This window comes from Pseudolactococcus laudensis, from assembly GCF_013449735.1.
Lineage (GTDB): Bacteria > Bacillota > Bacilli > Lactobacillales > Streptococcaceae > Pseudolactococcus > Pseudolactococcus laudensis.
The window spans coordinates 16,348-41,818 of the sequence record NZ_JACBNY010000011.1 but is presented as its reverse complement, the minus strand read 5'-3'; the positions used below and the strand labels follow the sequence as shown (position 1 = coordinate 41,818).

16 protein-coding genes are annotated in these 25,471 nt (G+C 39.3%); 13 read left to right on the top strand and 3 right to left on the bottom strand.

The features are described 5' to 3' along the window. Positions 1-62: 62 nt before the first annotated feature. Together HZR21_RS07220 and HZR21_RS07215 are read right to left on the bottom strand one after the other, a co-directional pair. Positions 63-1,661 (bottom strand): sensor histidine kinase, encoded by a 1,599-nt coding sequence (locus HZR21_RS07220; RefSeq protein WP_310592566.1) that lies wholly within the window; start codon positions 1,659-1,661, stop codon positions 63-65. Continuing rightward, positions 1,636-2,337: a response regulator transcription factor gene (locus tag HZR21_RS07215; RefSeq protein ID WP_180747063.1), complete on the bottom strand. Its 702-nt coding sequence runs from the start codon at positions 2,335-2,337 to the stop codon at positions 1,636-1,638. The genes HZR21_RS07220 and HZR21_RS07215 overlap by 26 nt, the downstream gene beginning before the upstream one ends. A 392-nt stretch (positions 2,338-2,729) precedes the next feature. Here HZR21_RS07215 and HZR21_RS07210 point away from each other — a divergent pair, with 392 nt between their 5' ends. Then, complete coding sequence (locus tag HZR21_RS07210) at positions 2,730-3,995, top strand: FAD-dependent oxidoreductase (protein WP_246307826.1); 1,266 nt, start codon at positions 2,730-2,732, stop codon at positions 3,993-3,995. A 244-nt stretch (positions 3,996-4,239) separates the two neighbouring features. On the opposite strand, the gene HZR21_RS07205 is transcribed toward HZR21_RS07210, so the two are convergent. After that, positions 4,240-6,045, bottom strand: coding sequence for a glycerophosphoryl diester phosphodiesterase membrane domain-containing protein (locus HZR21_RS07205; protein ID WP_180747062.1), 1,806 nt, complete (start codon positions 6,043-6,045; stop codon positions 4,240-4,242). 317 nt (positions 6,046-6,362) lie between these two features. Between HZR21_RS07205 and HZR21_RS07200 the strand changes: the two genes are divergently transcribed. The 12 genes from HZR21_RS07200 to HZR21_RS07145 all read left to right on the top strand — a co-directional run bounded on the left by HZR21_RS07200 (position 6,363) and on the right by HZR21_RS07145 (position 25,139). After that, positions 6,363-6,692, top strand: a complete 330-nt coding sequence (locus tag HZR21_RS07200; protein WP_004261715.1) for a putative DNA-binding protein — start codon at positions 6,363-6,365, stop codon at positions 6,690-6,692. A 191-nt stretch (positions 6,693-6,883) separates the two neighbouring features. After that, on the top strand, positions 6,884-8,404 hold the full coding sequence (ffh, locus tag HZR21_RS07195) for a signal recognition particle protein (protein WP_180747061.1): 1,521 nt from the start codon (positions 6,884-6,886) through the stop codon (positions 8,402-8,404). 84 nt (positions 8,405-8,488) lie between these two features. Next, positions 8,489-8,971: a shikimate kinase gene (locus HZR21_RS07190; protein WP_180747060.1), complete on the top strand. Its 483-nt coding sequence runs from the start codon at positions 8,489-8,491 to the stop codon at positions 8,969-8,971. Next, positions 8,968-9,795 (top strand): prephenate dehydratase, encoded by an 828-nt coding sequence (gene pheA / locus HZR21_RS07185; protein ID WP_180747059.1) that lies wholly within the window; start codon positions 8,968-8,970, stop codon positions 9,793-9,795. Before HZR21_RS07190 ends, pheA begins: the two co-directional genes overlap by 4 nt. A 194-nt stretch (positions 9,796-9,989) precedes the next feature. Further along, positions 9,990-10,337 carry a YxeA family protein gene (locus HZR21_RS07180; RefSeq protein WP_180747058.1) on the top strand — a complete coding sequence of 116 codons (348 nt, stop codon included), beginning with the start codon at positions 9,990-9,992 and terminating at the stop codon, positions 10,335-10,337. Further along, positions 10,337-11,089 carry an ABC transporter ATP-binding protein gene (locus tag HZR21_RS07175; protein ID WP_180747057.1) on the top strand — a complete coding sequence of 251 codons (753 nt, stop codon included), beginning with the start codon at positions 10,337-10,339 and terminating at the stop codon, positions 11,087-11,089. The genes HZR21_RS07180 and HZR21_RS07175 overlap by 1 nt, the downstream gene beginning before the upstream one ends. Next, positions 11,089-13,074, top strand: coding sequence for an ABC transporter permease (locus tag HZR21_RS07170; RefSeq protein WP_180747056.1), 1,986 nt, complete (start codon positions 11,089-11,091; stop codon positions 13,072-13,074). Before HZR21_RS07175 ends, HZR21_RS07170 begins: the two co-directional genes overlap by 1 nt. 250 nt (positions 13,075-13,324) lie before the next feature. Beyond that, positions 13,325-13,981, top strand: a complete 657-nt coding sequence (locus tag HZR21_RS07165; RefSeq protein WP_004261704.1) for a response regulator transcription factor — start codon at positions 13,325-13,327, stop codon at positions 13,979-13,981. Next, positions 13,978-14,934 carry a sensor histidine kinase gene (locus HZR21_RS07160; RefSeq protein ID WP_180747055.1) on the top strand — a complete coding sequence of 319 codons (957 nt, stop codon included), beginning with the start codon at positions 13,978-13,980 and terminating at the stop codon, positions 14,932-14,934. The genes HZR21_RS07165 and HZR21_RS07160 overlap by 4 nt, the downstream gene beginning before the upstream one ends. Positions 14,935-15,220: 286 nt before the next feature. Then, positions 15,221-15,703, top strand: coding sequence for a KxYKxGKxW signal peptide domain-containing protein (locus tag HZR21_RS07155; protein WP_180747054.1), 483 nt, complete (start codon positions 15,221-15,223; stop codon positions 15,701-15,703). Continuing rightward, complete coding sequence (locus HZR21_RS07150; RefSeq protein ID WP_180747053.1) at positions 15,700-23,076, top strand: beta strand repeat-containing protein; 7,377 nt, start codon at positions 15,700-15,702, stop codon at positions 23,074-23,076. The genes HZR21_RS07155 and HZR21_RS07150 overlap by 4 nt, the downstream gene beginning before the upstream one ends. 92 nt (positions 23,077-23,168) lie before the next feature. Next, positions 23,169-25,139 carry a MucBP domain-containing protein gene (locus tag HZR21_RS07145; RefSeq protein ID WP_180747052.1) on the top strand — a complete coding sequence of 657 codons (1,971 nt, stop codon included), beginning with the start codon at positions 23,169-23,171 and terminating at the stop codon, positions 25,137-25,139. Positions 25,140-25,471 lie beyond the last annotated feature (332 nt).

The following is a 25,471-nucleotide window of genomic DNA, read 5'->3' as shown; positions in this document are numbered from 1 at the left end:
ATCGTGAATTCAATCACGATTTTTTTGTTTATCTTGGTGAATAACTTGATTAATGCGTCTGCCTACAAAGTTACAGTGAAGGTAGTCCCCTTACCAACAACACTGACAACATCAATCTGTCCGCCAAGTTCTGTCAGGTTTTTCTTGACAATTGCAAGACCAAGACCAGTTCCTTCAGCATCACGTGTTTGGTCAGCGCGATAGAAACGCTCGAAAATACGTGATTTTTCGATTTCAGTCAAACCAGGACCATTATCAGAGATAGAAAATGTCGCTTTACCTGCGATTTTAGTGACACAGATATAGATTTTACCACCAGTTGGTGTGTAGTTAATCGCATTTTCTATTAAGTTTTTAAGGACGGCATAGAGGTGTTTATCATTGGATTTGACAGTGACATCGTCAAATTGTGTCGTGACTTGCAATGATTTTTCTTGAATTGACAGTTTGAAATTCTCAAGCACATCCTGCGTTAATGTTGTCAAATTAAGTTTTTTCTTTTTAAGGTGGATTGGCTGCCGCGTCATCTCTAGCGTGTCAGTAACTAAACTTGATAGGCGTTTTGTTTCCTTGACGATATGTTTGGCAAAGCCTTTTATCTGCTCTGGTGGCAGTTTGTCAGAGTCATTGACCAAAATATCGGCGAATCCAGAAATCGCAGCAAGTGGTGTTTTGAGGTCGTGGGAAACATTGGCAATGAAGTCATTATGCGCACGTGTCGTGACTTTGTAGGCCGTCACATCAATCATCGTCACCATGAGACGACGCTCTAGAGCCTCGATAGGTTGAACTGTGACGGTATAGTAGGCATTGATTTTCTCAAAATAAAAAGTCTGCTCTTGCCGTGTCGGTTTCAACATTTTATTGACAAAAAACTGGAGGACATCACTATAAGGACTGAAAACATCCAGATTTTTTGTCGCCATAAATTCATTTTGAAAGCTAGCATTACTACGTCGAATCGTACCTTTTAAGTCATAGATAAAAATCGGAAACTCAAAAAATTCAATAAAGGCATAGAGATTTTTCTTGGCAGGCGTCGAACTCTCGGCCTGATGCTGAATCGTTTCACCCAAGTGATTCAGTTCCGTTGTGATTTTATTATCATCTTCAGAAATCAAATAACTCTGAGTGAGCGGACTACGTCTGATATTCTTGATTTTGGCAATGGTATCAGTCTCAAAGGTTAGACGTTTTTTATTAGAAAGGTAAAACTGACCAAGCGCAATCACATAAATCAAACCAGCGAAAATAATCACGACAACTGTCTCGAATAGAGTAGAAGAACGTTGGGTTGACACCTGGATGTAGTTCTTCAAAACAGCTTTTTCATAATTTGGAATCGTAATCGTCATATTCTTTGCTGATAACGTTCTCGAAAAGGTCGCCCCTTTTTGGATATTTTGAACAGCCTTAGTTTGACTATTTTTCGGTAAAATTTTGACCTTATCTCCAAATTTTGTTTCAGGAGATTTATTTAAAATATCAGAAATTTTATATGCACGGTCAGCTAAATTATTCGTATCGATTGTGACCGTATGTGTATTGAGTAAAAAAATCACTAAAATCGTTGCTAAAAAATAGAGACCTGAAAAAATCAAGACCAATCTTAATTTTGAGCGTTTCTTTTTCTTTTTAAATGTTTTTGGTATGATGTTCACTGAATTGATACCCGAACCCTCTTTTAGTTTTGATAAATTGGTTGTGTAGTTTTTTGCGCAAATTACTAATCGTCACATCAACCACACGTGTTTCATAATCCTGTGTTTCTCCCCAAAACTCAGTTAAAATCGCCTCACGACTCACAATTTTATCTCGATTCTGAATTAAAAAAATCAAGAGATTAAACTCACGTTTAGAGAGGTCAATCTTATCATGGTCTAAACTAGCTGATTTGGTCTTAATATCAACTTCTAGGCCATCAAAACTATAATGTTCCACCACCTCGACAGCATGCCCCGACTTTTGATAAATCTGATTTCGCCGAATCAAAGCATTAGCGCGCGCCACAATCTCTCGCTGAGGCGTCGTCTTATCCAGATAATCATCCACCCCAGAATTAATCCCAGTAATTTTCAGGTCATCATCTTCACGTGCCGTTAAGATGATAATGGGGGTGTAATTCGCGTGTTGGCGTAATGCTTCAGTCACCGCTAGACCGGACAACTCAGGCATCATCATATCGAGTAAAATGACATCAAAGTTTTGCTTTGTTGCAAGGTCTAGGGCCTCTTGACCATTTTTAACTAAGGAAACCTTAAAGCCATCAGATTCAAATGTATAAGATAGGAGTGCTAAAATAGCACTGTCATCATCTGCAATCATAATTGTTTTCATACTCTAAATTATAACAGAAAATTGGCATTTTTTTGACATTGACTTGATGAATCTTTGAAGAAGTCTTTCATTTTTTATTTGTGCTCTATGTCAAATTTTTAGGGATTGAAAATGAGAGACTTAACGGAACCAGAAAGTGACTGTATGAAAATTTAGAAATTTTATGCCAAACGAGTCATGATAAGTGTTTAGAATATAGATTTAAGTTCTTCCTATTTAAAGAGGAGTTTAGAAACACCATTTTATATTTTTTTGATATAATTAAATTATAATAAATTACCGCTATAAACTCAGATTAAACTCTCTTTTCTTAAATTTTCTTATAATTCCAATTAAGAGCTGTTGTTGAGTGTTAGCACTTTGAGTTGAGATGTCAGAAAAGAGGAAAATGTATGGAAATTAGAATTATTGGTGGTTCAAATGCTGCGATTGCTTGCGCGACCAGAGCGCGTGAAGAATATCCTGATGCTCGGATTGTCATTTACGAAAAAAATAAAAATATTGGTTTTATTGCCCAGAGTATCCCGTTATATTTGTCGGGTAATACAAACTTTTTAAAAATGTCAAGTTATACAACAGTTTCTGAGCTTGAAAATCTTGGCATTCTAGTTCGAACACAATTTTCTGTTACTGACATTGATATGACAAATAAAACCTTCAAGGTCGTTGATTTAGTAGAAAATAGTGAAAGTGAAGACCGCTATGATAAACTAATTTTGGCTATGGGTTCGTATCCTTCGCTACCTCTTGTACAAGGCGAATTTCGTGAAAAATTATTTATCATTAAAAATTATGTTGATGCCGAAAGAATCAAACGTTTTATGCGGACATCTCGTAGTGTTATTATCATTGGTGGTGGTGCAATTGGCGTTGAAATTGCTCAGTTAATGAACAATGCCAAAATTGAAACAACCCTCATCCATGCCTCAGACAATATCTTGAACCGTTATTTGGACCAAGAGGTTGCAGAAGACGTACAAAAAACCTTGGCTTTGAGAGGTATTGATATTGTTACAAATTCTGTTGTAACTGATATTAAAGAAGAAACGATTGAAAATACCAATATCCATGAGGGGAATGTAGGTAAGGTTATCAGCCGCGTATTCACACGTGATGGTCGAGAATTTGTCGCAGATGGCGTGATTTATGCGACTGGTTTTCGTCCCAATACTTTCCTAGCTTCTGAGCAGTTAGAGCTTGGTGACAAAGGCGCTATTCTTGTAGATGATTACATGCAAACAAGTCATCCAGATGTCTTTGCAGTAGGAGATTGTGCGACAACTAATGTTACAAACATGAAAAATCCAACTTATGTGCCTCACGTGAGTGATGCCATTCGTGAAGGTGACGTTGCTGCTATCAATTTGCTTGAACCTAAGATTAAATTGAACAAATCTCAAGGAACATATAAACTAAATTTCGATGAAGAAATGACACTTTGTATGACAGGTTTGAGTCTTGAAAAAGCAAAAGAAGAAGGCTTTAACTGTAAATCTGTTTATGTCAGAAATGATTATGTTAACAGCGATGGTTATTACGAAACCTGGGTAATTTATGAACGTGGTACACATAAAATTTTAGGAATGCAAAGTAATCTTGTCATTCTGGTTATCTTCGCCTTTCTGATTGTTAAATTTACCGTTTCTATGCTGTCATAGTAATTAGACACTTGTCCTAATCTTGATGTGCATTTTGTCTTCAAAAAGCTGAGTTTATCTCAGTTTTTTTGGACTTTTGGTATAATAGAACAACACTAAAATATTTACTTGTTATCAACCATTTAAGACGTTTTTTGTGATATTAAAGTATTGAACTAACCCAATAAAAAATATTAAGTTAAATGAAAAAAAGCTATCAGCATGAAAAACTGATAGCTTTTTTTTAAAGTATTTTACAATTAGATTAGCCCATTCCTATTGTAAAAAAGAAAAGCTGGTCAGAGTAATTTAGAGGTGCGTTATGTTTTAAAGTTTCATTTAGAATACGCATTTGGTCAGTAATAATACCATCTACGCCATAGAACGCCATTCTAGACATAGTATCGGCATCGTTAGGTGTCCATGCGAAAACTTGTTTACCTTGAGCATGGGCTGATTTTATAAATTTGGAATTTAAAGTTGTATATTCAATTGTAAAGAAGTCCATTTTTCCTTTTGGGGTACCAATTATACTAAAAGGCATAATGTATCCTGCAGTAATATTAGGGGCAAGTTCCTTTATATTTTCAATGATGTCATAAGAGAGCGACTGTATGATATGACCATTACCAATTATTTTTTCTTGATATTTTTTTAGGAAATTATTAAGCATCTCAGGACTATCATCTTTTGTTGGTTTGATTTCAATCATAAGTTTTTGATTGAGTTGATGTGCACACTCTAAGTATTGGTCAAATGAAACAACTTTAGCAGTCTGTCCATTTTCATGAGCATTCAGTTTTGTAAGCTGCGAAAGTGTGAGCTGATTAGGTTTTTTATTAGTTCCAGTTAAAGCTTTAAGATTATAATCGTGATAAACAACAAATTCATGGTCTTTAGTTTCTTGAATATCCATTTCAACATAATCAGGATGTGTGGATTGACTTGTCTTTTTCAGCGATTCAATTGAATTTTGAACACCATTTTTATTGTCGACACCTCGATGAGAAACTTCTAAAGGTGTTGAAGAAGAAGTGGAGGTAAGAAAATCGGCGTTTGTTTTGCCTATGAAAACAACAACACAGAGGACAAGGAACCCAATAATGACATCTTTCAGAATTTTTTTATTGAGCGAATTTACATGGTCATAAGTTGGTGAGAACCAGCTCAAGCTATCAAGTAAAAAATCATTTTCTTTCATATAATTTATAATAATGAAGAAAATACTGACTGTAGTGAGCACAATATTGATCAGCCAAAGAAGCTGAAGTATCGTCATAATAATAATAGCAGAGATTAGGCTAATGTTGGGGAGAAAAACCTCGATGCCATGTTGGATAAAAAGGAGAAACGCTTGGGATAGCCCCATAATGAGAGTGATTGTTCCTGAAACTATGAGAAACTGAAAAAGGATTTTGAGAACATTTTTCTTTGTCTTTTTCCAACTTAAACTCAACGCTTGTTTGAAGGATTGGTCATGTAGAATCATTCCGGGCAGTGTAAAGATAAGTCGTATAGCCAGATAGATTAATAACAGGTAGAACAAAATAAAGAGTGCGAGATATAAAAATTTATTCTCAAAAATGACATCCAAAACAAAAACAGGTATTCTGAATTTTGCAAGGAGTGCAGAGTTAAAGCTCATGCCAACAAAAGGTATAACTAAAAAGAAATAGAAGAGGAAAAAAACAAGAGCTCCGCCTTTTATTTTTTTGATTTGAAGAAATGTTCCTTTGATTAACGCTTTAAGTGAAATCTTTTGTTTTTGCTCAATAAAAAAAACAGTCAAAAGTAAGAAAGTAAATTCAAAATAAACGGAAACTAAAAGTAGAAACAGAACAAGAATTAAGCTAACGAAGATTAAGGCATGATGCTGAAGAATATTGCCTATATTATCATAAGAAATATAACTGATTTCTCCTTGATTAAGAATAAAACGTGTGAGGTGTGTTAATAACGGTGTTAAAATGAATAATAAAAATACGTGCATCAATAAGACATCACGATAATAGAGCCTTGCGGAACTGATAAATTTAAAAGTTTTCATAAAGTTTGTTCTTAAGCTTGTCATAAATACTCCCTATTAATGACTAATTCAGAGATTAGTGTCTTGGTTGATAAATTGATAGATGTCTTCGTTCTTATTTTACCATTTTTTTAATAAAGTTTATCCGATTGCGTTAAATATAATATAGATAATCACTAGGTTACTCTTGAAGATTTTAAGTAGACTCGTCACAAATATTAGACTCTTTCAAAGTTTTTCCAATATAACAACAGGTGCTTAGGAATTTATAGTCATAAAAAACTGCCTGTAAGACCTTATGTATTGGGTGTTTAGCGTAATACAAGATAGTATAGAGAGATTATATATGGTATAATAGAGGAATGGAAATTGAAAAAACCAATCGGATGAATGCACTGTTTGAATTTTATGCGACCTTGCTAACAGAAAAGCAGATGAACTATGTCGAGCTTTATTATGCAGATGATTATTCTCTGGCAGAAATTGCAGAAGAGTATAATATCAGTCGGCAAGCTGTATATGACAACATCAAGCGCACAGAGAAGGTCTTGGAAACATATGAGACCAAGTTACATATGTATTCTGATTATATCGTACGCGAGCAAATTTTTGCGGAAATTTTAGCAAAATATGCGGATGATACTTATCTGGTTGACAAAATCACGATTTTACAAAGTTTAGAAAATGAATAGGAGATAGGAAGTTTTATACTCATTTAAGTAAAGAAAGTGTACAATATTTTTGAGATATTTTTTGTCAATTTGAGGCGACGAGGCGTAGGCATACAGGTGTACGTCAAGACTTGTCAACGAAGAAGTGACGAGAAATAGCCAAAAATGTTCGCTTTATTTGCTTAATTGAGTATAACTCATCATAAAAAATTATGGCATTTGAAAATTTAACAGAACGATTACAAGGCGTTTTTAAAAACTTACGCGGTAAGAAAAAAATCACTGAAAATGATGTTTTAGAAATTACCAAAGAAATCCGTTTGGCATTGCTAGAGGCCGATGTCGCGCTACCAGTTGTCAAGAAATTTATCAGAAATATCCGCACACGTGCAATTGGTGTCGAAGTTTCTGAAGCTCTGCAACCGGCGCAACAAGTCATCAAAATCGTTGATGAAGAATTGACAGCAATCTTGGGTGGTGGGGAAGCAGAGCTTGCTAAGTCACCAAAAATCCCAACAATCATCATGATGGCAGGTCTCCAAGGTGCAGGTAAAACAACCTTTGCAGGGAAATTAGCCAAACGCTTGAAAGAAACTGAAAACGCACGACCTTTAATGATTGCAGCCGATGTTTACCGGCCTGCGGCAATAGAGCAGTTGAAAACAGTGGGTAGTCAAGTCGATGTACCGGTTTATGACGAAGGCACTGACGTTAATCCAGTAGAGATTGTTCGTCATGGTTTGGCTTTGGCGGCTGAAAAGCGCAATGACTATGTCTTAATTGATACGGCTGGTCGACTTGAAATCGATGAAAAATTGATGAACGAGTTGGTACAAATCAAAGATTTGGCACAACCGACTGAAATTCTATTGGTTGTTGATGCTATGACTGGTCAAGTCGCAGCTGATGTCGCTAAGAAATTCAATGAAACATTGGAAATTACTGGTGTTATCATTACCAAATTGGATGGTGACACGCGTGGCGGTGCTGCATTATCTATCCGAGAAATCACGGGTAAGCCAATTAAATTTGTCGGAACGGGTGAGAAGTTAACTGACTTAGAAGTTTTCTATCCTGAGCGCATGAGCTCGCGTATTCTCGGCATGGGTGATATGCTGACTTTAATCGAGAAAGCACAAAGTCAATTTGATGAGGCGCAATCTGCTAAGATGGCAGAAAAAATGCGTGAAAATTCCTTTGATTTTAACGATTTTATCGAGCAGTTAGATCAAGTTCAGTCAATGGGACCTTTGGATGAAATCATGAAAATGATTCCAGGTATGTCTGAGATTCCAGGCGCTGCCAATATCAAGGTAGACGAAAAAGATATTGCCAGAAAACGTGCGGCAGTCTTATCCATGACACCAGAAGAACGCGCCAACCCTGATATTTTAACACCGTCACGTCGTCGTAGAATCGCTGCTGGGTCAGGTAATACTTTTATAGAAGTTAATAAACTAATCAAGCAATTTAACGAGTCTAAAAAGATGATGAGTGGCTTGATGAATGGCGATATGGGCGCCATGCTCGGTGGTATGGGTGGTCAAATGCCAAATTTGCCAGGCGGAATGCCAGATATGAGTGCTCTTGGTGATATGGGCGGTGCAGGTATGCCTGATATGAACGCCATGTTTGGTGGCGGTCTCAAAGGTAAAGTTGGGAAAATGGCCATGACTGCTGCTATGAAACGTGCTCAGAAGAAAATGAAAAAAGGCAAGAAGAAGAAAAAATAAGGTGACTCCTAAAATGATGTTGTCATGTGACACGTATGATTATAAAACAGGATGATCGCCAGAAAAGAACGGAAACAGAGATAGATGACGACATTTTTGATAGGCTTTATGGGGTCTGGTAAGACAACCATTGCCCAATTATTAGCTGAAGATTTTATTGATATGGATTATGTTATCGTTGAGCGTATCGGTATGCCGATTTCGACTTTTTTTGCTGAGGCAGGCGAAGGTGCTTTTCGAGAAATTGAATCGCAAGTTTTAGAAGAATTGTCACAAAACGAAGGTGTGATTGCAACGGGTGGGGGCATTGTCACATCTGACGATAATCGCCGTATTTTAAGTAATGCCGAGGCAGAAATCATTTATCTGAAATCGGATTTTGATACCCTTTATCAGCAAATCTCTATGGATACGACAAATGTTAGACCGTTATTTATCGATAAATCACGAGAGGAACTCCAAGAAATCTTTGAAACTCGTGCGCCCTTATATGAAGAGATTGCGACCCAAATTATCACTATTTCAGGGAAAACACCTGAGGAAATTATAAAGGAAATTCGACGATGAAAATTGGTTTTTTGGGTCCTAAAGCGTCCTTCACTTACGCGGCAGCTCGTGCGGCATTCCCAGATAGCAGTCATCAACTCATCGCCTTTGACTCAATTACTGAGGTCATCAGAAGTTATGAGCAAGATTTAGTTGACTTTGCGATTGTCCCTGTTGAAAATTCGATTGAAGGTAGTGTCCACCAGACCGTCGACTATCTCTTTTTACAAGCGGATGACACTCGGGCTCAGGCTGAAATCATCCAACCAATCAAGCAACAGCTCATGGCGACGAGTGCGGACAAAAAGATTGAGAAAATTTTTTCTCATCCCCAAGCGATTGCGCAATCGCTGAAATATGTGCAGCAATATTTTCCTGACGCCAAAATAGAAAGTACTGATAGTACGGCTTATGCAGCGAAATTTGTCGCGGAACATCCTGACAAAAATTATGCGGCAATTGCGCCAGTTGCTAGTAGTTTGGAGTATGGGTTGACGATTATAGCTCAAGACATTCAAGAAATTGATGAAAATTTCACACGGTTTTGGTTATTGGGTCATACAACACCACAAATTCCACTGCCAGTTGAAACAGAGAAGATGACATTAGCTCTTACGCTTTCGGATAATCTACCCGGTGCACTTTATAAAGCCTTGCAAATTTTTGCGGACTTTGGAATTAATTTGACCAAGATAGAGTCTCGTCCGTTAAAAACTTTCCTAGGGGAGTATTTCTTTCTTATCGATGCCCAGTTTTCTGAAAACTATCTTTATTTGATTCATGCGCTTGAAAAACTTGGTATTACAGTTAAGCGTTTGGGGAAATATAAGGTCTATAAGATGTAATAACAAACATATAAACTAACAGAGCTTTCATTATCTGTTGTTTTTTTTAATAGCAACGCCTAAAATTCCTCTGACTTACATTTTCGTAAGAAAGAAATGGTGAGGTGTAAGACAGGTGATGATGTGGTGTGCGATAATAAGAGTGTCAAGAGGAAAATAAATGAGTTTCAATAACTTAAATAAAAGGAGTTACAATGAAAAAATTATTAGCGGTTCTTGCTGTGCTTGCGCTTATCGGCGGTGAGCTCTACATGGTTTATAAAAAGAGTTATGGGGGCGATGCTTACTATGTGAAGATTACACAAGATGGTGTAACGACACAAGACTCAGACAGTAGTGGTCGTGTTTATACAACGTATAATTATGAGTTACCTGCTGTTAATAAACGTAACGTTAAGAAAGCAACTAAGTTTACGGCTGACCACAATCTTAGAAAAGGTGCCTACTTAGAATTAACGGTTAACAAAACCAAAGGCGTGACCGGTTACAAAGAAGTCGAAAAATCAAAAATTAAAGCTAGTATCTTAAAGGAGATAAACTAATGTTCTTAGAAGTCAATCATTTAGAAAAAACATTCCAAACTCGTTTTTCAAAGGAAAAAACACAAGCCTTACGCGATGTGAATTTTATTGCTGAAGAAGGTGAGTTCATCGCTATCATGGGTGAAAGTGGTAGTGGTAAAACAACACTGTTGAATATTTTAGCCACATTAGAAAAACCAAGTAGTGGTGAAGTCGTTTTAGAAGGTAAAAAAATTAGCACGATTAAGGAGCAACAATTAGCAGAGTTCCGTCGTGATCATTTGGGATTTGTTTTCCAAGATTTCAACTTGCTTGATACGCTGAGCGTGCGTGATAATATTTTCTTACCACTTGTTTTGGGTCGTTATAAATACGATGAAATGGCTAAACGTTTGGAAGTTTTAGCACCTAAGCTCAACATTTCGGATTTACTAGATAAACAACCTTTTGAGTTGTCTGGTGGTCAAAAACAACGTGTTGCTGTCGCGCGTGCTTTGATTACAAATCCAAAATTGATTTTAGCGGATGAGCCGACAGCGGCACTTGACTCTAAAAATTCAGATGGCTTGCTTGAATTGTTTGAGCAAATCAACGCTGAAGGTCAAACAATTCTCATGGTGACGCACTCAAGTCTGGCTGCTAGTCACGCTAGTCGTGTTCTATTTATTAAAGATGGTCAAATCTTCCACCAACTCTACCGAGCTGGTAAATCTAATAATGAGTTTAACCGGGACATTACGACAGCGATTACGAGCCTGTTAGGAGGTGAATAATGTTCTATCTCAAACTAGCTTTTCAAAATATTCGGAAGTCCTTATCTAATTTTTCACCATTTTTACTTGCAACGACTTCTATGTTTGCGATTACTCTAATTCTGTCAAACATTGCTTTTTCAAAAAGTTTAGACCAGTTAAAAGGTGCTGATGCTGTCAGAACATTGATGAAATTTGGCCTTGTCATTATTGTCTTGTTCTCAATCATCATCGTTAGTTATAGTTATCGTTTCTTACTCAAACAACGGACGAGAGAATTTGGCCTTTATAATATTTTAGGTCTAAATAAGCGCAATATCGCGACGATTTCATTCTGGGAATTATTAATGACCTTTGTCGTAACAGCGATTGCGGGTACTGCTTTTGGTTTGATTTTTTCAGAGTTTCTCTATCTGATTTTTGTTCATCTTATCGGTGGCAACTACTTTAACTTAAAAGTATCATTTCAAGCTATTTTGTTAACATTGCTTGTCTTTGCAGCTATTTTTGCCTTACTCATGCTCTTTGCGATAATGACTATTAAACGTAACTCAGCTATCAGTTTACTGAAAGATAATACACGCAGCGAGCGCGAACCTCGTGGTCGTTTAGTCATGTCTATCCTAAGTATCGTGATGCTTGCTGTTACTTATTACCTAGCGCTTAGCGTTCAAGGACCAATTGAGGCCTTGATGAAATTTTTCATCGCGGTTATCCTAGTTATTATAGGAACATATCTACTCTATATTGGCGTAACAATCTTTGTCTTGAAACGTCAGAAAGCCAATAAAAACTACTATTACAAACCTGAACATTTTATCACGACTAGCAGCATGCTTTACCGCATGAAAACAAATGCAGTTGGCCTTGCCAATATCACGATTCTCGTGACCATGACGTTTGTCACACTTGCGACGTCTGTTGCGCTCTATGTCGGTGTTCAAAAAGTCGTAGCAGAACAATTTCCGAAGAATACAAATATTAGCTATACCGGAAAAAATATTGATGAAAATAAAGCAGCTTTAAACAATTTTATCCAAGAAAATGGCGTAGATCATACAAAAGTTGCACCATACTCGACATTTATGGTCATGACAAACTTTAGTGTTGGGGCTGATAAAAAAGCAGTATTACCAGCTGAAAATGCAAAAATGAATGACTATTCGGTAATAAGATTTGTCACTCGTGACGATATGGTTAAATTGGGTAATGAGTTACCAGAGTTAGCTCCTAATCAAGTTGTCCTTTATAAAGCATTTGGTGATAGAGATGTCAAATCAGTTGACTGGTTTGGTGAAAATTTAGAGATTGTTAAAGAAGTACCGTCACTTAAAAACCTACCTAAATTCCCAGGTGTCTTTGATGTGTTCGTCTTTGTTGTCTCTGATGAGCAAGAACTTACAAAATTAAACGACCTCAATAATCAAGATACGATTAAAAATAATCCAGACAATCCAAACGTTGTTGACTTCACAACACCTATTAGTACAGAAATCCTCATCAACTTACCTATTAAAGAACGTGAGGCATTGAGTAAAAAAGCACCTAATGATGTCAACCAACCCAATAAAGTCATTGTTTCAACTGAGAAGGAAAGTAGAGAAGGTATCATGGAATTTACTGGTGGTTTCCTCTTCATCGGCTTTATGCTTGGTCTTACCTTTATCCTAGGTGCCGCCTTGATTATTTACTACAAACAGATTTCAGAAGGTGCTGAGGACAAACGCAGTTTCCGTATTCTACAAGAAGTTGGCTTGACTAAAAAAGAAGTTAAAAAATCAATTGATTCACAAGTCTTAATCGTCTTCTTCATGCCAATCATTGTCAGCATCATCCACTTTGCAGCAGCCTTTGTGATGATTTCTAAATTAATTAATATCTTTGGTATCACTGACATCGGCATGATTGCTAGTGTCAGCTTCATTACGATTCTAGTTATCTCAGTTATCTATTATCTGATTTATCGTAAAACATCGAAAATTTATTATCGCATCGTTGAAAGATAAGGGCACCTCTAAAAACTGCTTTTGATAACTTTTGAGATAAATTTTTCTAGCGCTAGGCATTGCGACAAAGCTTACTGCTGTAAGGTGTGGAGCAATAACGACGCGATAGGTAAATTTAGCCAAAAGTGGTAAATTTGAGTTTTTAGAGGTGCCCATAAGTTGCTACCATTGACACCCCTGATTTTGGGGTGTTTTTTTTGTCTTTCAGTTTAAACTGCCACAATTCTCACATTTTTGGTAGAATAAGGGTATGAAAAATAAAATCTTTATCGTTGAAGATGATGAAACGATTGTTAAGCTCTTGCGTCAGAGACTTCAAGAAGAATTTCAGGTCACGAGTGTCATGAATTTTCGAGCGGTGGCAGCTGAGATTGCTGAATACCAACCTGATTTGGTCTTGATGGATATCACACTGCCTTATTTTAATGGTTTTTATTGGACAACTGAAATTCGGAAAACCAATGATTTGCCGATTGTTTTCATCTCTTCGGCATCTGATGAGATGAATGCTGTGATGGCGATGAATATGGGTGCAGATGATTTCGTCAGTAAACCTTTTTCTGTCGAGGTGTTAATTGCTAAAATTAACGCGCTTTTAAGACGGACAAAAGTACAAGTTAACCATTTAAGTTTTGAGCGTTTCACGCTAGATTTAGACGGTAATTTTTCGGACGGACAAGAAAAGGTCAGCTTGACTAAAACAGAGACAATCATCTTGAAGGCATTGCTCGAGCAGGCGGGGAATATTGTCGATAAACACGACCTGCTCAAAAAACTCTGGGAAGGTGATGACTTTATCGATGATAATACCCTCAACGTTAACATGAGTCGCCTCCGCAAAAAATTACTGCAAGTTAAGTTCGACCATATTCATACCGTTCGTGGCGTGGGGTACGTTATTAAATGATGACTTATTTACGGCTTATTGCCCGTTTTTGTCAGGAGAAATCGAGTGAAATTGCGCTATTTTTACTCACTGAAGGCATGATTGCGCTCGTTTTGTTTTTACAAGAAATAGACTTAACCGCCTTTAAAGTCGCATTTTTACTGCCGACTTTGATTTTTGTGATTTATCAGAGTTTCGCCTGTTATCGCTTTATCCAACTTCACCAGTTTCTAACCAGAACTAGCGTGGAAAACTTGCCAAGATTTCCTGATTCGACTTTGATTGGTGAAGATTATCAGCGGCTGATTACTGACCTTGAGCAATGGAGTCAGGAGAAATATCAAGAACTGTTAAAATTCGACAAGGATTTATTAGATTTAACCAAGCTTTGGACGCATCAGATGAAAGTGCCATTGGCAGCGCTCGACTTGATGGCGCAAACAAATCAACTGACACAATCGGGTGTTCAAAATCAATTACTAGAACTGGATAACTATCTTAATATTCTCTTGAGCTATCTGCGCTTGCAAAATACATCGACTGATTTTCGATTTGAAACCTTTGATGTCGCAGATATCACACGTGATATGATTAAAAAATATGCCAATCAGTTTATCATGAAAAATCTGTCGGTCAGTATTTCTGGCTCATGGCAGCTGACAAGTGATAGAAAATGGCTATCAGTTGCGATTGAGCAGCTCATTAATAATGCGGTTAAATATACCAAAACAGGTGGTGTCACGATTCAATTCGATGATAATATGACAATTAAAGATACAGGCATTGGTATTTTACCTGAGGATTTACCCAGACTCTTTGAGCATGGTTTTACCGGCTACAATGGGCGCAATAATCAAAAGTCAACAGGACTTGGGCTCTATCTAACCAAAGGTATTATGGATAAGTTGGAGTTGACAGTCAGCATTACTAGTCAAGTAGAGAAAGGGACGGAAGTCCGTATTGAAAAGAACTAGCGAGGAGATCTTGCGAGTTCTTTTTTTTGTCGTAAAATTAGAAAATGTGAGCCAAAATAAATTGTTGCTAGAAAAATTAGAGTTGGTTTTCTTGTCTTATGACAAAATAAGGGATTAATGTCATTTATTGATAAAAAATAAGGTTGAATAATAGAGAAAAATAAGGTTTTGTGCTAAAATTAAAGTGATAAGGTGACCAAATGGTTGCTATATAATTAAAAATAAAAAAATAAATATGAACTTATTTTTCTGTTTAATGAGAGTTATGAAGAAAGAGGCATCGATTATGAAGAGAGGAACATTAAAAAGGGCGGGGGCTGACTATAAAAAGCGGTTTGTGCTACGTAAAGTCAAAAAAAGATGGGTTGTGACTGGTCTTATTTTTGCGACGATTGTTCCTGGTCTGTCTTTTGCTGAAAAAAATGTAGCGGCAGATGATAGTCTTGTAACGTCAAATTTTCCGACACTGTATAATAACGCACTCACGACACCTCAAACTGCTAAACCAGCCTTGGGTATCGTTCCTTTTGCTGCAGTAACAACACCAACGATTGATAATGTGACAGATACGACTCAGGTGGGTGAAAGTCATTCGGCGACTTATGATAATAGTAATTATCAGAGTGCTTTTACGGTTAGCAGTACTGGTACGGCTGATTTGGCGCATAACCAAACGATTAATGGGACAAATTATACAATATTGACCCCAACCCAAAATGATATCAATAAAAAACTGGTGCCGTTGCCTTCAATCAACAGATTGACATGACTAAGGATTGGACTTTCAATTTCACTCTCGACCTTGTTCGGCTAAATTCAGGTGGATTAGCAAGCGGTTATGGTGTTGGGGATTTTATCGGTCTGGTCTTATCACCAACAGCGCCTACTCAGCTTGCAACTGCAGGTGGTACCAAACAATTTGGAGGCGGTTTGGGACTTAACGGCTTGCCTAACTCATTAAACTGGGGGATTGATTTTTATAATAATAGCTCATCTCAAGATTCTAACTCGGGCAATTATACACCTGTTGGTTTTGGTGACTCGTCACTTGGTGTTAATCCCGGAGCACTTTATAAAATGGGTAATCAGGTCATGGGTTGGCGTAGTACTGGGGCAAACGGTCTTTTAAATACCGCCAATTCGACGACTGACCAGCAGCAAGCGATTAGTACCTTGAATGGTGTCACAACAAGTTCGGGAAAAGATGCCAATAAATGGGGAGGCTCAGGTGGTGCTCCTGACCTTACTGCACCAGTTGCAGTCAACTATGTCTATAATGATGATAATACTGGAACGATAACTGTTAAAGTCACCACAAGTTCACTACAGACTTTTACAAGAACGATTAACCTGACGAATACCTCAATGTCTGTTGGTGTCATGGCAGGTTATAACCTTGCTTATACCCAAATGGGGACTCACATTACTAACTTTACACTTGAGTTAGGGACTGGGACGACGATTGTTAACTATCTTGACCAAAACGATAAACAGTTGCGACCTGCCACGAAATTTGTAGCCAATACTACGGATACGATTGGGATTACTGGTGGCTCTGCTAATGCAGGAACGGATACTTATGCTTTTACGGCACCAAGTTTCCAAGGTTATTCGCTTGTGCCTAGCGGGACAACAGATATTACAGTGGGGTCTGATACGATTAATAATGGGACAACGGTGCCTGGTAATACCTTGAACATTCAGTATCAAGGTGATTATCAGTCAGCTCCGCTTACTGCTGTTTCCAAGACACCTGGTGTGCCTGTACCAATTAGCATAGATGGTGCGGATATGACCAATTCTGGTGCGACAAATCAGCCGATTACTTTCAAGACAACAGACAAAGACTTGACTGCACCTGGCTATACCTATACGGTAACGGGTCCAGATAATCAGTCGTATGATACGTTAGCGGATGCACTTGCGGCTAATCCTAATTATAATGATGATGCGAATGGCTATGGTGTGACGACAGATGCGACAGCTCAACCTTTTGTTGTATCTTATACAGCAGATAATGTGGCGATTAACTATGGGATTGTGACGACTGCTGGTAATGTGGATACGACGCATGCGAGTGAGCTAAAATCAAGTGATAGTTTGACGCCTAGCCAACCAACGATAGGTCAAGCGGTGACGTCAAGTCTTGTAACAGATGTCACAACGACGCCCGATGCGGAAACGCCTAAACTACAAGCAAGTAGTGTCATACCTGATGGTTATCACTTAACAGGTAAAGTTTATTGGAGTAAAGACGGTAGTGCAACGACTACTCCTCTGCCAACAGGCGCCCTTTCGGCTAATGATGTTAGTAGTGAAAGTAAGGGGAAAGATAAAGCAACCCTACTTTTTGAAATCGCTAAAGACTATCAAGAGGCCAATGTCACGCTGAATTATGATAACAACGCTAAGACACCGATAACCTTGACCCAAACAGGTTTGACAGGGGAGAGTTATAGTTTTGACTTACTCGGATTACCTGCGCCAGGTTATCATTTAATTAGTGCGAAAGACCCTAGTGACGCTAGCTTAGCTTTACCGTTAGCCTCTATTTCAGGTAATTTTGATGCTACCAATAATTTGCAAGCGACAAGTGATAAAACGCCGCAAAATTATAGCTTAACAGCGACGGCAGATGTGCAACAGTTAAACGTCAACTATATTTTCCCAGGCGGACATAATCTCAACAGTCAGTTGACTAGTGACGAAAAAACGTGTCTTGGTACAACGGATACGATTTTTAGTGATATCACTGTACCGACGATTGACGGATATACGGCTGTCATTACTTATCCTGACGGTAAACAAAAAACCAGTAATAAGATTACGGGGATTGTCGCGGATAATACAAGTAATGGTACAAGTAATATTGACAACGCCCCACAAAATGTATCCGTGAACTATGTCGCAAATGCGCAAACTATCACAGTCAACTATACTAATCCTGACGGTTCTACATCATTTAACACCATTTCAGGTACGACCGATGGTAGTTATGATGCCATACCAATCACGCAAATTTCTGGCTATTCTTCTAATGTGTCAATTAATGGTGGTCCCTCACAAGTCATGACGACTGTCCCTGCAGGCTCATTTGGTGCAACATCAATTGTGATTGATGTGACTTATTCTGGTTGGCAAGCACAAGTTAACTATTATTCTCAACAAGTCGATAGCAGCGGTAGCCCAATCGGGGCTTTGACTGCGCTACCAGGCAGTTTTGCTAGTCAAACAGGTGGTAGAAACGAAACCACCCAAGAGGGATTTGGTTTTTACGCCTTATTTGGCAATACAGGCGGTGGTGTCGTGACCACAGACAAGCAAACCTCTGATTTACAAACGATTAGTGTTATTCCAGCTGGTTACCATGTGTCAGGTTACTATTGGAGTGATAGACCAGATGGAACAACCCAAGACAAAACACCTCCTTATCAAATTGACTGGAATTGGGATGATATGACGAATATGGCAAGTGGTCTTGTCCCGAATTATCAAGCTGCGATTGTCTACCAATATACTAAAGATGTCCAACAAGCTGACATTACAGTTACAAATGCACCAAGTGGTCAGGGTGTGACGAACGGCAAAAATACCTTAGCGGGTATGAACAACGCGCCTTACACTGGCGTAACAGGTGGGACTCAAGTCGTTAGTGTGCCTCAGATTAATGGTTATGTCGCAACGGTCACAGGCCCTGACGGTAATGTCGTCAGTCTCTCAAATAGTCAATTTACTATTATCTATGATAAGACGAATAATGGTGCAGCAACAACTGATAGCTCGCCGCAAGATTATACGATTGATTATGCACCAAGAAATGCTAGTGTTTTGGTTAACTATACCTATGCGACGGACACGCATACTGATGTTGCATCTAGTACATCAGTAGACACGGTCGCATACACAGCGCCTAGTCTACCAAAGAGTGTCACCATTGATACTAAAACAGACGGTACTTACTCGCTATCTGTTCCAGATATTTCAGGCTACACTTGGACTATCACTGATAGCAATGGCAAGAGTTATACAAGTAGCACCCTGCCTTCTAGCTTTACAAGTGATGGTGCTAATATCACCTATACTGTAACTTACGCCGCAAGCAATGCCACGCACGCTATCCATTTTAACGAGGCAACCTATGATGAGACTGGCAAGTACACCTTCACAGCCAATCCTGTCCCAGGTCTAGCTACCCAAACCGTAACTGGTGCAATCGGTAGCATCCAAACCTTCGGTGTATCGGCAAGTAACATCAATGTACCAAGTGGTTGGAGTCTTGACCCAATGGGGGCATCCCTAGCTAGTTTGACAAATGACAATGATTTGTTAAATGGTGGAGACACGGCAAAACGCTTAACTTTCGTACCAGGTACAACGGATTATATCGTGTATTTGGCGCGTGATATCCAAAGTGTTCAGGTTAACTTTATTCATGACCCGAAAAATACACCAACCCTTTATCAAGATGGTCGAACAGCCCAAAGTTATAGTGTGTCAACCGATAGTTTCGCACGTCCTGGCTATGACTATACCATTACTGATGCAAGTGGTAAGGTGGTAACAAACATTGAGGGTGACTACGATAGCACTAGTAATAAAAATGCAAGTAGTCCAGTTTATAACAATGGTGACGGCGATACAGCACCGCAAGTTTATAACGTAACCTACACACCACAAACACAGACTGCTATTTTGAAAACTGATAATTCAGACCCTGCAAATGCGAGTGGTTTAACCTATCGAACGGTAACAGGTCCGACTGCAAGTACGATTCAGTTTACCAAATCCGATGATGATTTGGTAAGAGCTGGCTACAATTACAATGTTACGGTCAGCTACACTAACTCAAATGGTGACAAGGTTTCTGCTAGTTATCCGACATTGGCGCTAGCCCTTGCAGCCAATGCGACTTACAACAACAATACGATTGCGAGTGGTCAGGCCGACAGTAATCCGCAGGTCTTTACGGTCAGCTACACGCCAAGTAGTCAAACCGCGATTTTGCAAACGGATGCGACGGACCCAGCGGGTGCGCAAACGGTCGATACTCGAAATAGGGTGACGGCGCAAGCTATTAGTTTCCTCAAAACAGATAGCGATCTTGCACGACCTGGTTATAGTTATCAAGTGTTAGCGCCGAATAACAAGAGCTATGACACTCTTGCTGATGCGCTGGCTGCTGACGGTGTTTATGACGCGACGGCAAATGGTACGAGCACAACAGATAGTGAACCTCAGACCTTTATTGTTAGTTATACAGCGAAATCTCTAACGGTTAATATTAATTACGTTTATGGTGCGCCTAAAAATGGTCCGGTGCCGTCTGGTGATTTTGAAAGTGGTCAAGCTGTACCAACAAAAGCGGTTGGTGTGACAAATGGGACATCTTATAAGACAGATGTCAATTCAGCTGCGACTACGACACCAATTACGGTACCAACGATTCCAGGTTATACGCCAAATGTGACGACTATCACGCCGAAATTTACGGTGGATGGTAATGGTAGTCCGACGGAGCCCGAGATTACCGTGACGTATAGCGCAAGTCCTGATTCTGCAACGATTACTTATGTGGATGAATCAGGCAATACCCTTACGCCTTATATCGGTAGCAATCCAACCAGTCAGAATGGCTATACAGACGGTGTCATTATGACGACTGGTCCAAGTGTGTCGGGCTATACCCTCGTAGGGTTTAAGTATAACGATGGCAGTACAAATGTCGATCTTGCTGATTTGAGCAAGGCACTTTATACGACTGGAACAGACAAGATAGAATTTGTCTACGCGCCGAATGACCAAGAGGTGAAAATTCACTATTTATATAGCAGTGATGATGATTCACCGAAAAATGGTGAAGTGCCAGTAGCTGATTTTGGTGGGGTAACACCGCAAGATTCTGCAACTGGTAAGTCTAATACAATAGGTGCGTCGATTAATGTGCCGACGATTCCAGGTTACACAGCTAGTGTGTCACAAGTAACACCAGATTTTGCCATTCAAGCAAATAATACGCCAAATGGACAATTGGTAACATCGGATATAGACGTGACTTACACAGCTAATAATCAGAATGCTGAAATTTCCTATCTCATTGCAAGTCGAGATAGTAATGGTAATCCTGATTTTACTCATCTTGTGCCAGCAACATCAAGTCAAACGCGTGGCGCAGCGACGACTGCTGTTGGGGTGACCGACCAGCCGCTTGGTGTTTCTGCACCGATTATCCCAGGCTATTCTATTGAATCTCGGACGGCTAACGGTGTGGAGGTTCCTGACATTAGTCTAGTTCCTTTCGATGCGACGGCTAACCCTGATAAGTTAGAAGTCATTTATGTGCCTGATGAACAGCAAGTTACAGTGCATTATGTTTTCCAATTGCCACCAGGTTATAATGGTACTTATAACGGCACACCAATTGAGAATGACCCCAATGCCCCTAATAACTCGAATAATGGTGACGATGTACCAGGCTTACCAGCGAAAACTGTTACTAGTTACAGTAATGCGCCAGGAACGCTTGATACATTACCAAGTGTTCCAAATGGTTGGAAAATCAGCCCCACAGCTCAAACGATTGATTGGACAACAGGTACTGATGGTAACCTGACGAAAGCAGATTATTACTACTATGTAGCACCAGTTACAAATAAAATTAAAATTCAGTATTTGACGACTGCTAATGATAATTTAATCGACCTCATCCACGCTAATAATAAGAATCCAATCTTAACAACTGACGTTTTAACAGGTTCTAATTTTACTTACAGTGGTGCCTTTGATATCCCAGGTTATGCGTTTAACAACTATATTTATGGTACAACTAATTCAACAACACAACCCGCAAAAACAACCACAACTATGCCTTATACGTCAGGTGCAGATGACCTCGACATCTACTACAAACCTTCTAAGCAAAGCGTGGCGATCAATTATGTCTATGATCAAAATGATGGCTCCTCTAAAAATGGTCCAGTCGCAGACGCTGACTTTGCAGCTGGTTCACAAGTCGTGACAACAGCCAATGGTGTGACCAACGGGACAACCTATACAACTAATCTGGATAATACACCAATTGATGTGGCAAAACCAATTGTAGTGCCAACTCTTCAAGGCTACACACCAAATGTGACAAGTGTTAATCCAAGCTTTGCGATTAATACAGACGGTACATTAATTAATTCAAATATCACAGTTACTTACACCGCTAATCAAAATAATGTCGCGACTATGAAATACGTGGATGAGGCTGGTAAGGATATTTCCCAATATGCAGCCACACCGGTTTCCCTAAATGCAAGTGGCACGACAGACCAGCCGATTCCAACAAGTGGCCAGGTCGAAATGGCAGGCTATACATTCGACCATATCGAATATACGACGGCGGCTGGTGTGATAGATAAAACTGCCAACCTGTTAAATCTTATCTTTACTGGTGGTGGCGCAACACAACCTGACGAAGTCAAATTTGTCTACAAAGCCAATGCACAAACCGTCAATGTTCATTATCTGTATGCAGGCGGTGGCCTTAGCGGTCAAACAATACCTGGGTTAACCCCGGGTGAAATCACGTTGAATGGTTTCAGTAATCAAGCGCCTACAACTGTAAAAGCAGTCGACGCACCACAAGGCTATGACTTAGTTAAGGCTGGTTTAGACAACACCAACAGCCAACCAGTCATGTGGACGACAGTGAATGGTCAACTGGTAACCCCAGACATCTATTTCTACTATCAAGCACAAACGACCCAAGCAACGGTCAATTACACAACAAGTGCAAATGGTAATGACCTAAACGCTGCAGTCCCTACGGGTACAGTAACAGGTACTATTAACGGGCAAACGGATGCGAAGATTCCAGTAAGTGGCGCTGTACCAATTGCCGGTTACACCTTCAAGAGCATGACAGTCAATGCTACTGAAAAGGCAACAACAGTCGCAGACGCGAATGCGGTAACGTCTGTCTTTACACCCAATGCAACAGAAAACGCTAAGACAGCAATCGAGTACCTCTACACACCTGACGTTCAAAAAGCAATCGTCAAATTTGTGGATGCCTCAGGTAATCCAATTGTCGATGATAAGGGGATTGCCATTCCTGACGTGACCCTAACCGGCACATCAGGCAGTATAATGGCTTAACAGACAGCTATCCAGGTTATACTTTAAAGACAAACGGTCGAACAGGTACGACAAAATATGATAGTAACGACAACGTTAATCAAATCGTCTACATGGTTTATCAACCACTTGAAGAAAAAGTTGAAGTTATCTATCAAGATAATAAGGGCAATAGTTTAAAACAGCCGACAGAATTAACTGGTACTTCAAATGGTGTCATTGACTATGCATCAATTGTTCCCAATATCCCCGGCTATACTTTGATAACTGATGGTAGAAATTCTGCCGAACGTTATGACACCAATACAGGGTCTGTACAACAGGTTATCCTGACCTATCAAGCCAACCCGCAACAAGTCATTGTCGATTTCGAAATCAGCCGTGACGGCGGTAAAACATGGACAAACTTAGCCAATCCTGCAACGCTTGCGGGTGTCTCTGATGATAAAGTTGATTATTCAGCCTTGCAAACCGCTTATCCAGGTTATAGGCTGATTGACGCATCACAAGAAACAAAAACAAAAACTTATGACACGGCAGACGGTGTGAATCAGCACGTCAACTTGTATTATGCCTCACTCAAACAAGTTGCTGTCCTTCAGACGGATGCGACTGACCCAGATACGGCGGGTGGTAAACCGATAACGACGACAACTGATGGCTATTCTTTTGGCTCTTTGCACTTCACAGCTGATAGTGAACAAAACTTAGCAAGAAAAGGATTCACCTACAAGATTTATGGGCCAGATGGTGTTTGGTATGACACCTTAGCCAATGCAATTGCAGCTAACGCCTCATATGACGGAACACCAAGCAATAATGATGTAGTTGATACGGTAATACCTTCAACGCAACCTCTAAAATTGAGCGCTCGGTCAGGCTTAGCCAAAAGTGTTGTACCGACTAACCCAAGGATTGACCCAAGTAAACCGGGTGTTATTGCAGGAGATGATGTGCCACAAGTCTTTACGGCAAGTTATACACCAATGCCAGAAAGCATGGTTGCCCATACGCTCAATGACCCAGCAGGTAACAAGATCTATCCAACTGCAACAGGTATGACTGGTTTAGACGATAATGACCGGCCAATTCCAAGCAACTCTAAGCTTTACCAATCTAGCATGCAGTTATCACTGGTACCGAATGTCCCAGGTTTCTATAACCTGAACGTTGTGGATACGCAGTTGCAAACAGCAGCATCAGGCTTACAAAATCTGGTTAGAAACGGATATACCTATGTTGTTAAAGCGCCAGATGGTAATGAATATCCGACTTTAGAGGCAGCGACAAATGCCGTTCATGTCTTTGACAATGACCCAAGTAGCAATCAACTCTTTAGCGTCATCTACGCCGCACAACTTCAAACCGTTAATGTGGTGAGTGATAGTAGTGACCCTAAAGGTGCTCAAACGATTGAAATTGCACATGGACCTAGTGATTCAAATATTTCGCTTAATTCAAATGACTCAAATCTGAAACGAAGTGGCTATACTTATGAGGTTACGGGTCCGGATGGCAACAAGTATCCTACCTTGGCAGAGGCCTTGAAACAAAACGTCACATATGACCATAATGCAATTCCAACAGCAACAGGTGTTGACCCAATACCTCAAAACTTCACCGTCAGCTATACACCAGTCCAACAAACTGCCAACCTAATTGTTGAGGGCAAAACGGTAGAGACTGTAACAGGTGGCAGTGACTCTAAGATTTCATTTAATGCAACAGATAAAGACTTGCACAAATCTGGCTATGACTATGAGGTAGCCGCTCCAGATGGTAAGAGTTATGGTTCACTAGCAGAGGCGCTTAAAGCTGTTCCAAACTATGACCATAATGATTTGACCAATGGCTTAGATGCTACGCCACAAAACTTCACTGTTGTCTACACCAAAAATAAAGACAAAGAAAATCCGTCAATCCCACATGATAAAGACCAACAAGGTTCTAACAAACATGTGAACGGACAAAAATTCGTAAGTTTTGGTGAGAGAATCGAGCAATACGGTCTTCTCGGCGCTATCCTTTTAGCGATACCAGCTCTGATTTTCTTAGGTTTAAAAAAACTAAAGAAAGAAGCTTAAACTAAACACATAGAGAACTCACAAGATTGATGTGAGTTCTTTTTGTATTGCAAAAATGATGTTCATAATGGTTAGGATAGTACCACAATCCACAAGAAAAAAATGAAGTGACAAGCTTTAGTCATATTCACTCAAAAATTTCGACTTAACATGATATAATGGATAGTAACAATCTAAAAAAGACTTTGAGCAAACTCAGGTTTGCGAATGACCCTACTTGGACGACGTGCAAGCGCAGGTCAAGTTTTAAGAATTCACGTATAGTATTTACAGAAAGTGAATTTGCAGAAAGACTTTGAGCAGACTTAGGTTTGCGAATGGCCCTGCTTGGA

What these genes read in the sequence shown, in the direction of transcription:
- HZR21_RS07205 (WP_180747062.1), bottom strand. Translation starts at nt 6,045, where the DNA reads ATGACAAGCTTAAGAACAAACTTTATGAAAACTTTTAAATTTATCAGT.
- HZR21_RS07145 (WP_180747052.1), top strand. Translation starts at nt 23,169, where the DNA reads ATGGTTTATCAACCACTTGAAGAAAAAGTTGAAGTTATCTATCAAGAT.
- HZR21_RS07170 (WP_180747056.1), top strand. Translation starts at nt 11,089, where the DNA reads ATGTTCTATCTCAAACTAGCTTTTCAAAATATTCGGAAGTCCTTATCT.
- HZR21_RS07155 (WP_180747054.1), top strand. Translation starts at nt 15,221, where the DNA reads ATGAAGAGAGGAACATTAAAAAGGGCGGGGGCTGACTATAAAAAGCGG.
- HZR21_RS07210 (WP_246307826.1), top strand. Translation starts at nt 2,730, where the DNA reads ATGGAAATTAGAATTATTGGTGGTTCAAATGCTGCGATTGCTTGCGCG.
- ffh (WP_180747061.1), top strand. Translation starts at nt 6,884, where the DNA reads ATGGCATTTGAAAATTTAACAGAACGATTACAAGGCGTTTTTAAAAAC.
- HZR21_RS07190 (WP_180747060.1), top strand. Translation starts at nt 8,489, where the DNA reads ATGACGACATTTTTGATAGGCTTTATGGGGTCTGGTAAGACAACCATT.
- HZR21_RS07160 (WP_180747055.1), top strand. Translation starts at nt 13,978, where the DNA reads ATGATGACTTATTTACGGCTTATTGCCCGTTTTTGTCAGGAGAAATCG.
- HZR21_RS07215 (WP_180747063.1), bottom strand. Translation starts at nt 2,337, where the DNA reads ATGAAAACAATTATGATTGCAGATGATGACAGTGCTATTTTAGCACTC.
- HZR21_RS07150 (WP_180747053.1), top strand. Translation starts at nt 15,700, where the DNA reads ATGACTAAGGATTGGACTTTCAATTTCACTCTCGACCTTGTTCGGCTA.
- pheA (WP_180747059.1), top strand. Translation starts at nt 8,968, where the DNA reads ATGAAAATTGGTTTTTTGGGTCCTAAAGCGTCCTTCACTTACGCGGCA.
- HZR21_RS07180 (WP_180747058.1), top strand. Translation starts at nt 9,990, where the DNA reads ATGAAAAAATTATTAGCGGTTCTTGCTGTGCTTGCGCTTATCGGCGGT.
- HZR21_RS07165 (WP_004261704.1), top strand. Translation starts at nt 13,325, where the DNA reads ATGAAAAATAAAATCTTTATCGTTGAAGATGATGAAACGATTGTTAAG.
- HZR21_RS07200 (WP_004261715.1), top strand. Translation starts at nt 6,363, where the DNA reads ATGGAAATTGAAAAAACCAATCGGATGAATGCACTGTTTGAATTTTAT.
- HZR21_RS07175 (WP_180747057.1), top strand. Translation starts at nt 10,337, where the DNA reads ATGTTCTTAGAAGTCAATCATTTAGAAAAAACATTCCAAACTCGTTTT.